This window comes from Alteromonas sp. AWJ4_199, assembly GCF_056159165.1.
The window spans coordinates 449,972-461,885 of record NZ_JBSWUR010000002.1; the positions used below are offsets into that span (position 1 = coordinate 449,972).

Consider the following 11,914-nt stretch of genomic DNA (forward strand, 5'->3'; position numbering starts at 1 on the left):
AGCGTGAGAGTGTGGTTTTGTTGGGTAATTATCTTATCGCTTTTTATACACTTAAGCGCTGGCGCTCAGTCGCAAGACGACGAGCGTGACGCCGCTAGGCAGCTCGCAGATAATGCAATTCAAAACCCTCAGTCAAATAATCAAGATGTTGATGCTTCTCCGCTTACTGATTTAGGCGACAGCTACACAAACTCAATCAAACTTCTACAAAACCGATTTCGTGTTGATTACAACGTTGAAGAAATCACTATGGTTTTCTTCAGAGAGTATGGCTCTGCCCCCGTAGTACTTGTGAGACCTGATGGGTCTAAGCTGTTCCAGGGGCGAGTGGACGAAGACAAAGTAGAGTGGTTCGATGCCGACACCTTCGACATGATCACCATTAAAAACCCAGTTGCTGGACCGTGGCAGGCCGTTGGCCAGGTGTTGCCAGAGAGCCGCGTCATGGTGATATCGAACATAGAGCTGCATGCAGACCCGTTACCTGACGTTTTATTTGCCGGTGAAATTTTAAAATCTACGGCGTATCTCACTAATAACGGCGAGCCTATTGATAACAAGCAGTTTAGAGATGTGGTCGAGCTCGATATTGAATTTAAAAGTACGAACAATCCTAATTTCGGAAATTTTGGTTCAGGCGATCAAAATATTGCTACGTTTCAAGACGACGGCCGAGGAATGGACGAACGCCCAGCAGACGGTGTCTTTACCGGGCAATTTAATTTAAAAATACCGGCGGGTGAGTGGAAGCCCGTTTTTCGCGTTATTACTCCCATGTATACCCGTGAGCAAGAAAGCCAACCGATTGTCTTACATAACAACCCTGTTTCTATTGACGTCGAAATGAATGGCGGTGGTAATGGCTACCACAAGATCATAATTGATGTTGATCGGGAGCTCGTGGATATTGAGTCTTTACTTGTGGATGGAAAAGTAAAGTTCCCCAATGCAGACATGCAGAACTTTTCTTTGACAGAGGGGGGCAGTGAGCCTCGTGAGCATCTAATTGTTGCTTATGAGGAAGGCATTTTTAGAGTTAAGATTACGGCGTATGGAACAACAGTGAACGGGCGAGACTTCATTTTAGATGTGCCTGAATTTAGTTTTGTTGCAGAGGGGCCGCAAGAGCCTGAGGTTGAAGACCCACTAATAGATGGAAAAGACCCAATCGTCGACGGGAGCGCGCCACTTGTTACGTCGCCTGAGCTGAATCCCGCCGCAATTACGCCAAATGAAGAGTCTTCGGAAAAGGAAATGGATAACGGAACCTTGACCATTATTTTGATAGCGGTCAACGGGTCTATAGTTATTATCGGCGTCATTGCTGCTGCGGTTATTATTTTTATGCGCAAAAAGCGCACGTCTTCTACATCATCGCCTGAACCAGCAAAGCAAAGCTCGGCCACGACAGATGCCGATCTCTCTATGGAGGAAGCGCCTAAAGGATTTAAAAAGTTGTTGGGCATGTTTAAGAAAGGGAGCAAGCCGGAAAAATCCTAAAGCGTGTATTATCACAGTTGTGATTATGCGATGTTAAATTGTTCACTTTGAATTTTATTTCGACATAATGTCTATTTAACAGGCAAACAAACCGCAGATGACAATTTTATTAATAAAAAGCGTTGACTCCACATGGGGGAATACGTATTATCTGCGCCGCAGTCAGGGGACAGGGCAACAACAGTCAAGTCAACTCACTGATAACATTGAAGATGTGGAGCGGTAGTTCAGTTGGTTAGAATACCGGCCTGTCACGCCGGGGGTCGCGGGTTCGAGTCCCGTCCGCTCCGCCACTCTTTCAATGGTATAACTAAAAGGTCTTCGGAGCGGTAGTTCAGTTGGTTAGAATACCGGCCTGTCACGCCGGGGGTCGCGGGTTCGAGTCCCGTCCGCTCCGCCATTTAGTTATACAGCGCAATCTCGATTATGTGGAGCGGTAGTTCAGTTGGTTAGAATACCGGCCTGTCACGCCGGGGGTCGCGGGTTCGAGTCCCGTCCGCTCCGCCATTAATCGAAAAACGCGCGCTCATCATTACTGCGGAGCGGTAGTTCAGTTGGTTAGAATACCGGCCTGTCACGCCGGGGGTCGCGGGTTCGAGTCCCGTCCGCTCCGCCATTAATGATTCGCTTTCTATTACAAATTCCCCGTTCGGGGTTATCTCCAAATTACACCTATTTTCTTCAGTCACAACTCAAATACAACGTTAGTATTCCGTTTGTATTATTTCAAACACGCCTTACCAAGATTTACATTGCTTTTATCTTTCGTTACTTGAGCACCTTGCTTTATGCAGGCTGGTATTACGCACTCAACAACAGTTCGTCAAAAACTATTCAACAAACAATAATATGTGACCTAAAGTCGTAGTGTTTTTTTTTGAATCTGTACTACGTTTAGGGCGACAGTGCTTAATAACAATGGAAATTATGAATAAAAGCGATCAAAAACGGTATTTTCTTGCAGATAACTTAAAAGCGATTGGCGTTTCTCTATTAAGCGTAGCTTTGGTAACACTTATCCTTGCCATCGTTATGTTTGTGTTTATCAAAGAACAAGAAGAAAGCCGAGCCAAAGAAATTCTGGACAATGTTCGTCTTGTCTTCAGAGATGCTGAAATTACTCTCGATTACCTTAACGCATTGCCTTACCAATCCTGTGAACTCGATAATTTGGCCGAAATGCGCAAAACCTTATTTCGCTCTCGCTTTGTTAAAGAGATTGGTTTTTATGAGAATAATGAACTTAAGTGTAGTACTTATCTTGGTATTCTAGATACGCCGTTTAAAGAAGTTGAGCCCGACTTTTATACGCAGCTTGGTGATGCATTCTGGATAAATACACCTTTACAACTTTTTGATAAGCAGGCTACGGGCACCATCGTACAGCGTGGGCGCTACAACGCCGTATTAGATATGGACAGTGTAATTGGCTACAGCTACACACAAGATTGGCAGCTTTTTTACAATGGCGATCAATTTTATCATATAGCAGGTAACCCTGGCTTGGTTGACACAAGACTTAGTGAGGATGAAATGAATGCACGCACTGGCTATTTCTCTTTACAATTTATATTGTGTGACGAGCGCTACAACAACACTTGCTTAAAAGTGAAATCTGATCACGGCAGAGTATTAGATTTACACTCAGGGAAAATCGTCTTATTTGTCTTTGCCATGTTGATGACCGCAGCGTTAACGCATATGTTAATGTTTAATTATTTACGCCGTCGCCGGTCTTTGGAATCTCGTGTGAGTAAAGGCCTGAAAGAACATAAGTTCTATAGCCTCTATCAGCCTTTCGTTGATTTAGATACCGGCAAAGTAATTGGTTGTGAAGTACTGAGTAGGTTTGAAGACGAATTCGGGCCTATTTATCCTGATGAGTTTATTCCTCAAGTCAAAGAGCAGGATATGACGTGGGAATTCACCATAGATATGATAACAACAGCGATGAAAGAGCTTAACGAAAACCCGAATATTCCTGAAGGGTTCAAAGTATCGTTTAACCTTTTCCCTTTTGATTTTACAAGAGAAGATTGTTTAGACTTAGATTTTGTTCTTGAGATGAACGTCAAAAACTTTAAGTTGGTCTTGGAAATTACTGAGGACGAACAGATAGCTACTCATAGTGCCGTTAAACATATCAAGTCTCTCAAAAGCAAAGGCTTCTTATTTGCTATTGATGATTTTGGTGTGGGTTACTCTAACTTAAGTCAGCTTAAAATCTTGAACTGCGACTATCTTAAAATAGATAGAAGTTTTGTTATGGATATGGAAGACAACAGTATTCGTTCGTCACTTATTCCACATATTGTCAGCATCGCCGAGGGGTTAAACGTCGACCTGATTGCAGAAGGCGTCGAAAATACCGAACAGTGTAATGAACTGAAGGGCTTGACTATCGGGTTTGGCCAAGGGTGGTTGTTTGGCAAGCCTCAGTCTGCCGATGCGCTAGCTAAAAGCGTCCAAGACACACAATAACACGTTTTAGCGCTGTTATTTTTCAGTTGGTGTTGGTAGTGTTTAGCGCTACCATTCACCGTCTGGAAACTATAGAAGAACAGTCGCATGCAGGACGTGCTAATTTGCAGCAATATTAATAAAACCTATCAAGATGGCAGTAACGCCACCCCCGTATTACACGATGTTTCTCTTTCTATAAAAGCTGGTGAACATGTAGCCATTTTAGGAAGTTCCGGTTCGGGAAAAAGTACGCTACTACATATACTTGGAGGTTTAGATAAACCCTCCAGCGGCGAAGTGGAATTCAATGGAAAACCCCTTGGTAAACTTTCTGGTAATGCGTTAGCTAAACTTCGCAATGACGAAATGGGGTTTATTTACCAATTTCATCATCTACTTGGTGAATTCACTGCCTTAGAAAACATTGCGATGCCGCTGAGAATAAGAGGGCTGCCGACAAAAGCAGCGCATAGTAAAGCTAAGGTTATGTTAGACGAAGTTGGACTTTCCCATCGAGCGGATCATTTACCCTCAACCATGTCGGGAGGCGAGCGACAGCGTGTAGCAATAGCCCGTGCGTTGGTTACCGAACCTTCTGTGGTGCTTGCCGATGAACCCACCGGGAATTTGGATGATTCTACGGGTGAACAAATTTATAAGCTCTTGACAAGTTTAAGTGATAAAAAGGGCACTGCTTTTGTGGTGGTGACTCACGATATTGCGCTTGCTGCGAAAATGGATAGGGTGTTGAAGATCAAAGATGGCCAGTTAGCCAGCGAAGCATTGCTTGTGGAGAGTCAAAATGCTCGCCCTTGAATTGGCTAAGAGATTTAGAAAAGCAGGTTCCGAACAGCGCTTTATTTCGTTTATATCAATGTCATCGACTATTGGTATTGGTCTTGGATGTTTTGTTCTTATCGTGCTGCTTAGTGTTATGAACGGTTTTGAAAAAGAGCTAACGAGTCGTATTTTAAGCGTGGTTCCACACGGCGAGCTATACAGTAAAAGCGAAAGTGGAATAGAGAATTTAGATGCTCAGCTTTACCGCTTTTCTCAAGATAGCCGTATCGCATCGGTAACCCCTTACACAGGTTTAACAGGCATGCTGCAGTCGAAAGGCGAATTAAAGGCAATTAGCGTTACCGGTATCCCAGTAAATCAGGTTGGTGATCAATACGCTGAAAGAGTAGCTAGTCAAGATTGGCTAGACTTTTCAAAGCAATCTGATGGATTGCTTGTTGGTAAAGGTATTATGTCTTCAATGAAGCTAAATATAGGTGACACAGTTCAGCTATTAATACCTCAAACCACGCATGATTTAACCTTTAAGGCGCCACGTTCCATTACGCTAACTATCGCAGGTGTACTATCTGTTGGTGGTGAGCTAGACAATCAGCTTGGGCTGATGCATTTAGCGGTCGCATCGGAAGCTATCGGTATTACATCTAAAGCCCAGGGTATTCAGTTTACCCTTAACGATCCTTTTTCAGCATACGATACCATGCGGGATATTGGCTATAGCTACCCTCAAGCTGTTTATATGTCTGACTGGACACGAACTCAAGGGCATTTATACAACGACATTCAGCTTGTAAGGTCCGTGGTTTATATTGCGCTTACGTTAGTGATTGCCGTAGCTTGCTTCAATATAGTGTCATCGTTAGTGATGGCGGTTAGAGACAAGCAGGCTGCTATTGCCATTTTAAAAACTATGGGAGCCAACGATAGCTTAATCCGCAATACATTCGTGCTGCAAGGGGTTATAAATGGATTTGTCGGCATTACCGTTGGCGTTACGCTTGCCTTGCTGGTAGCGCCCAATTTGTCGGATATTGTTCGCTTTATCGAAACCTCGTTAGGTGTAGAAATTTTGTCTGGAGATATTTATTTTATTGATTTCCTGCCGTCAAGTTTACACTGGCAGGATGTCCTAATAACCGTTGTTGTGGCCATGTTTTTAAGCGTAGGTGCAACGCTATATCCAGCGCAAAAAGCTGCTAAAGTATCGCCATCTTCTGCGCTTCACTAGCCAAAGATAAAACGGACTATGGCTTCATAGATCTGCGACTAATGTTCACTGGCCCAACAACACAACGTTAATTAATAAGAAGGCCAGCAAATTATGCTGGCCTTCTCTGTATTTAACGGCTGTTCTTGTACGCCACTTACGTTAAGTGTAGAGCCCACCAAGTGGGCTCCAAACCCTTGCTAACTGTTCTTTTTGAAGTGCTCGAAATCTACATCTTCTTGTTTCAAACCAGCTTTAGGGTCGTTGTAAACACTCTCATCTAATGCGCCCTCACTCTTAGCAACAACGCATGACACCATGCAGTCACCGGTAATATTAACTGCGGTACGGGTCATATCAAGCAATCTGTCTACGCCGATAATAAGCGCAATACCTTCAACGGGTAAGTTCACCTGCTGTAAGACCATCGCCAACATAATAAGGCCAACACCAGGTACACCAGCGGTTCCGATAGAAGCAAGCGTGGCGGTAAGTACTACCATCATATAGTCGCTTAGGCTTAAATCGACGGCGTACACCTGAGCAATGAATACCGTCGCTACACCTTGCATGATGGCGGTACCGTCCATGTTAATTGTTGCGCCCAAAGGCAGAGTGAATGAAGAAACTGAATTACCCACACCCAATTTGTTTTTAGCGGTTTCCATAGTGACCGGAAGAGTAGCGCTGCTGCTCGACGTACTAAAAGCGAAAAGTGCAGCATCACGCATTTTTTTCAACAATATGACCGGGTTCAAGCCCGCCAAAACTTTGAGTAAAACAGAGTAGGTAACAAGACCGTGAAGAATCAGAACGCCAAATACCAGGAAGAAGTATTTGGCTAAGCTTAATATGGTATCGCCACCTATTGTGGAGAAGAGCTTTGCCATTAACACGAACACGCCGTAAGGCGCTAAGTTCATGATAATAGTAACAAGGCGCATGATAACTGTATTGATGTCTTCAAAAATAGCGGTAAGGCGCTTGCCCGCGTCACCCGTCATTGCCATTGCTATACCAAAGAGTACAGCAAAAACAATAATTTGAAGCATATTTCCCTGCGCCATAGAGTTTATGGGGTTGCTAGGAAACATGTTAACAATAACGTCTGACAGGCTAGGTGCTTCTTTCGCTTGAAACGCTGTTTCAGTTGTTAAATTTAGCCCGTCTCCCGGCGCTACTATCAAAGCAATACTCATAGCTAGTGTTATAGCAATTGCTGTTGTGACAATATATAATCCTACAGACTTTGCACCTAATCTCCCCAGTTTGCTTGGGTCTGACAAGGTGCTGGTTCCACAAATAAGGGAAACAAAAACAAGGGGGACCACTAGCATTTTTAAGCTGGCGATGAATATTTGACCGAGAGTGGAAAATATACCTTCAACAAGAATGTTATACGTTGAAAGCTCTAAACCGAATATTGAAAAAGTAAAATCTCCGCTATCATCGAACAATAGTTGGAGAATAACGCCAGTTAATATACCGGTAGCCATACCGATAAAGATCCGAGCGGTTAAACTATATTTATGTGCAGATGAAGACATCAAAGTTTCCTGTGCATTTTTATATTTTTAATCTATGGTAGTGTGCCAGATTCAGTTGATTTTTAAACATAAAAAACGACGCAATTGTCAATAAAAGAGGTTCAGGAACGAATTATGTCGACATTAGCGAGAATGCTAAGCCTAATTAGCACGATTATTATACTAACAGCATGTGGTGGAGGCGGCTCTTCAGTCTCTCGGGATAACACGGATAATGGAAGCGGAGACGGCGGAACAACTACATCTACCTACTCAATAGCTGTATCTTTAGAGAATGAGAGCGGTGAAAGCGACAACAATCTATCAGAAAGCAACAGCTTGTTTGCTGTGGCGACGGTAACAGATGAAGATGGTAACCCTCATTCAGATGCGCTTTTAACATTTACACTGAGCAATGATGAGCTAGCAGAGTTTGGAAACGACACGGGGACTGCGCGCACTGACTCAGACGGTGTAGCCAGACTTCGTTTAAATGCAAGCACAGCGTCGGGTGATGGTGAAATTACTGCTGCGCTTTCAAGTGGCGAGACGGGAACTACCACATTTTCGGCTACTGCAGTAAGTGGTACAGATCCTTCAACTGTAAGTGTTTCGCTTTCGTTGGTAAATAATAGTGGCGAGGCCGATAATAGTCTTTCTTCTAGTAATGCTTTAACGGCAGTGGCGACAGTAACGAATTCATTGGGCGAACCTCAGGCAGACCTCCTACTTACTTTTTCATTAAGTAACGATGACCTTGCCACCTTTTCTAACGACACTGCTACTGCACTAACTAATGCTGAAGGGATAGCTACAATAGGTATGTCAGTAGGTAGTGCTTCTGGCGATGGCGAAGTGACAGCGACTTTACCTAGCGGCGTTACAGACTCAACAACCTTTAGTTCTGAAGGCAGTGCCACGGTGAGTGAAGAGCCAGCGTCTCTTGAGCTTTTCGCAAATAGCATCCAACTAGCGTCAAGCGGTACAGATGATGTAGAGCTTATTGCACTGGTAAAAAACGAACAAAGCGTGTTGATGGAAGGTGTTGAAGTAAGCTTCTCGGCGGCGACAGGCGATGGTGTGGAAATCCAGCTAATCCAACCTGAAACAGCCGCAGACGGAACAGCTCGCGCTATCCTTACCTCTAGAAACGATGCTTCTGAGCGTACTATCACAGTAACAGCAGGGGCGGGCAGCCTTTCGCAAAATATTGCCATTACTGTTACTGGTACAGAAGTCACGATAAACGGAGCGTCATCGGTTATCTTGAACGACAGTGTAGAGTATAACATTCGCGTTCAAGACTCAGATGGTAATTCAATTGAAAACACTGATATTACTTTAAGTGCAGCGCTTGGCACACTGACAGTCGATGGCCAAGTTGTAGACACAGTGAATACAGGTCCTGCGGGCCAAGCAACGGTCACTTACACTTCTTCTACTTCAGGAAGCGATACGATCACCGCCTCTGCGTTAAACGTTAGCTCAGAATTTACGGTACAAGTTCAACAAGACGAATTTAACTTTGTTAATTTACCTGCAGAGGAAATCCCAGTAGGGCAGTCTCAACCTATTACTGTTCAGTGGCGACAAGACAATGCACCTGTAGTGGGCGAAGAAGTAACCTTTAGTGCTTCAAGAGGAACGCTTGCAGGCGATACAGATGTTGTAACCGATGCTGTAACCGATGCTGATGGCCGAGCTACAATATCTATTAGCTCAAACAGTGCTGGTATCTCTTCAATTACGGCTACGGCCACTGATGATAGTGGTGAAGTATTGGTATCTGCACTTACTCAAATTGAGTTTATTGCTACTACACCAGATACGTTAATTGCCGATGCATCTAAGGACTTGTTAGGACCAGATGGCCAGACAAGTACAATCAGTGCTGTAGTAAGAGATGTGGATGGTAACCTTGTCAAAAATAGTGTGGTGAATTTTACGGTTTCAGACGTATCAACCGGCTTTGTATCTCCTTCTCAAGCGACCACTGACAGCAAAGGTATTGCAACAACAGTATTCACTTCAGGGTCTGTTTCAACACAAGACGCGGTTGTTATCACTGCTTTTGTGGCAGATGACTCTGATATTGAAGATGAAGTAGTGCTAACGGTTGGAGCCCGCGCATTTGATATTTCAATTGGTACTGGTAATGAAATTGAAGAGCCGAATACAACGTTTTATCTTAAGCGCTTTGGTGTTTTTGTGTCTGACTCAGTGGGTCAACCTGTTAGCGGTGTAAATTTAACCGCGTCGGTTACGCCGGTTAAGTTTGTTGACGACGGACAATATAGAACTGGCTTCTGGGTTTACGATGATCTTGAAAGCCAATGGGTTCCCATTGTCAATCAGGAATGTAGATCTGAAGACGACAATGACAATGGCTTCTTAGATACAACGCCAAAAGATGAAGACACTAACAAAGATGGAATGTTGACGCCAGGACTTGTTGGTACAATTTCGTTTGCAGGAGGTAATGCAGTTACCGATGAAAACGGTTTTGCAGAGCTAGAATACCGTTACCCAAGAAGTTATGCGGTTTGGTATGACGCGGTAATATCTGTTAATGGCCAGTCAACGGGAACTGAAGCGAAAGCATCTATGAACTATACCCTAGGTATTTCAGCAGACGATTTGACCGATGAAGGTGCTTCTCCGCCGGCGAACCCTTTTGGTGTCACAGACCAATGTACAGAAGTTACACCTTAATAAGTGTTTAACACTAAAAAAGCCGGCTATATGCCGGCTTTGTTTTGTGTTGAAGAGTATACCGTTTGCACGTAATACCAGTCCGCATAGATAATTACGCACTCAGCGAGAGTTAAAATTTTAGTAATCGCGGCGTGTTACCGCAGGTATAGTGGTTATACATCAAGGTGACACAACAAAGACTAAGGACATTTTAAACACTCGTCCTTCGGGAAGGTCTGGCAAGCTTCCTAGTTTCATTCTGCGAATTTGAAATGGGACACATTCCTGCATTCCACGCTTCGCTAGGAAACTTGCCAACGCCTTCTGAGTGGGCGCTTATCTATGCGGATTGGTATGAATCACTAACCCATTTGGAAAGGATAAACCGAACCAAGCTTCAGAATTTGTGTAAGCTCATCTAGTGCTGTACGAGATTCAATTAGCAACTGCGGGTCGCGCAGATCATCTTCACTTAATTCATCACGATAGTGCTTATCGACCCAAGTATTTAAGCGGGCAAATTGAGTTTCGTTAATTAGCGTATTTTGATTTACTGCTTCAAGCTCTTGGTCGTTCATGGCAACACGCAAACGAAGACACGCCGGGCCGCCGCCATTACGCATGCTTTGCTTAACATCAAAATAATTGACCGACTTAATTGGCGTACCCAGAGTTACCAGCTTGTCTAAATAACGTTTAACGGCTTCGTTTTCTTGGCACTCAGTTGGCGCGATAATGGTCATATCGCCGCTTGGAAGGGTTATGATTTGCGTATTGAACAAGTAGGTTTTTACTGCGTCTTGAACAGACACTTCAGCAGTAGGCACTTCGATAAAATGAAGCGGCTCGCTACCAAATTTAGCTTGAAGCTCTTTAAATCCTGCGTCTTTGTGGTAAAACGCTTGCTCGTGGAAGAACAGTACATTCTGGTTACCTACCGCGATTACGTCGTTGTGGAATACGCCTTGGTCGATAACGTCAGGGTTTTGCTGCATGTAAACCACACCATCCTCGTCAAGGCCATGCAAACGCGCGACGGCTTGGCAGGCTTCTAAGGTTTGGCGAGCCGGATATTTTTTCGGCGCCGGTTTGCTGGTATCAAATGCATGGCGGCCATAAACAAATAACTCTATGCCAGCCTGGCCATAGTTACTGCAAAGTCGCGTGTGGTTGGCTGCGCCTTCATCACCAAAATGCTCGTTGTCTGGCAAATGTTGGTGATGAGCAAAGTGCTTTTCATTGGCGAACGTGCCGCGCAGAATGTTGCCCGTAACTTGAGGCTCTAATGAGCGATGAAACTTGTTTGTTAAGTTTGCTGGCGTAAAGTGAACGCGACCATCAGCAGTATCGGCGCTAGGAGACACAGTGGCGGCATTTGCAGTCCACATGCTACTGGCAGAGCAACACGCTAAGAAAATCTCGCGAGACTGCTTTGCAGCGCTTTCTAGCACACGAGCATCGGAACCAGTAAAACCTAGGCGACGAAGCGCAGCGATATCAGGGCGTTCTTGCGGAGCTAACACACCTTGAACCATTCCCATATCGGCCAGCGCTTTTGCCTTAGCAAGGCCTTGCTTAGCAGCTTGTCTAGGACTGCTCTTTGCATTAGCGTTGTTTAGGGAAGCGACGTTACCAAACGACAAACCGGCATAGTTATGGGTAGGCCCAACAAGACCATCAAAATTAACTTCAAACTGCTTCATACTTTCCCTCATTCTTGTAG

The 11,914-nt window shown here is 44.3% G+C and carries 7 protein-coding genes and 4 tRNA genes; 9 read left to right on the plus strand and 2 right to left on the minus strand.

Going from position 1 to position 11,914, the window contains the following annotated elements:
- The first annotated feature begins 3 nt into the window (after window positions 1-3).
- The 8 genes from ACXAER_RS16860 to ACXAER_RS16895 all read left to right on the plus strand — a co-directional run bounded on the left by ACXAER_RS16860 (window position 4) and on the right by ACXAER_RS16895 (window position 5,992).
- Window positions 4-1,500 (plus strand): TIGR03503 family protein, encoded by a 1,497-nt coding sequence (locus ACXAER_RS16860; RefSeq protein WP_474831241.1) that lies wholly within the window; start codon window positions 4-6, stop codon window positions 1,498-1,500.
- 216 nt (window positions 1,501-1,716) lie between these two features.
- Window positions 1,717-1,793, plus strand: a tRNA-Asp gene (locus ACXAER_RS16865).
- A gap of 30 nt (window positions 1,794-1,823) precedes the next feature.
- A tRNA-Asp gene (locus ACXAER_RS16870) sits at window positions 1,824-1,900 on the plus strand.
- A gap of 30 nt (window positions 1,901-1,930) precedes the next feature.
- Window positions 1,931-2,007: transfer RNA gene (locus ACXAER_RS16875), tRNA-Asp, on the plus strand.
- A 32-nt stretch (window positions 2,008-2,039) separates the two neighbouring features.
- A tRNA-Asp gene (locus tag ACXAER_RS16880) sits at window positions 2,040-2,116 on the plus strand.
- 311 nt (window positions 2,117-2,427) lie between these two features.
- Window positions 2,428-3,981, plus strand: a complete 1,554-nt coding sequence (locus ACXAER_RS16885) for an EAL domain-containing protein (RefSeq protein WP_474831242.1) — start codon at window positions 2,428-2,430, stop codon at window positions 3,979-3,981.
- An 87-nt stretch (window positions 3,982-4,068) separates the two neighbouring features.
- Entirely contained in the window at window positions 4,069-4,779 is a 711-nt protein-coding gene (gene lolD / locus ACXAER_RS16890) for a lipoprotein-releasing ABC transporter ATP-binding protein LolD (protein ID WP_474831243.1), read from the plus strand.
- Window positions 4,766-5,992 (plus strand): lipoprotein-releasing ABC transporter permease subunit, encoded by a 1,227-nt coding sequence (locus ACXAER_RS16895; protein ID WP_474831244.1) that lies wholly within the window; start codon window positions 4,766-4,768, stop codon window positions 5,990-5,992. The genes lolD and ACXAER_RS16895 overlap by 14 nt, the downstream gene beginning before the upstream one ends.
- 179 nt (window positions 5,993-6,171) lie before the next feature.
- Here the strand turns inward: ACXAER_RS16895 and ACXAER_RS16900 are convergent, their stop codons facing one another.
- Window positions 6,172-7,518, minus strand: coding sequence for a dicarboxylate/amino acid:cation symporter (locus ACXAER_RS16900; protein WP_474831245.1), 1,347 nt, complete (start codon window positions 7,516-7,518; stop codon window positions 6,172-6,174).
- A gap of 114 nt (window positions 7,519-7,632) precedes the next feature.
- Between ACXAER_RS16900 and ACXAER_RS16905 the strand changes: the two genes are divergently transcribed.
- Window positions 7,633-10,209, plus strand: a complete 2,577-nt coding sequence (locus ACXAER_RS16905) for a beta strand repeat-containing protein (protein ID WP_474831246.1) — start codon at window positions 7,633-7,635, stop codon at window positions 10,207-10,209.
- A gap of 344 nt (window positions 10,210-10,553) precedes the next feature.
- On the opposite strand, the gene astB is transcribed toward ACXAER_RS16905, so the two are convergent.
- Window positions 10,554-11,894, minus strand: coding sequence for an N-succinylarginine dihydrolase (gene astB / locus ACXAER_RS16910; RefSeq protein ID WP_474831247.1), 1,341 nt, complete (start codon window positions 11,892-11,894; stop codon window positions 10,554-10,556).
- Between the last annotated feature and the right edge of the window lie 20 nt (window positions 11,895-11,914).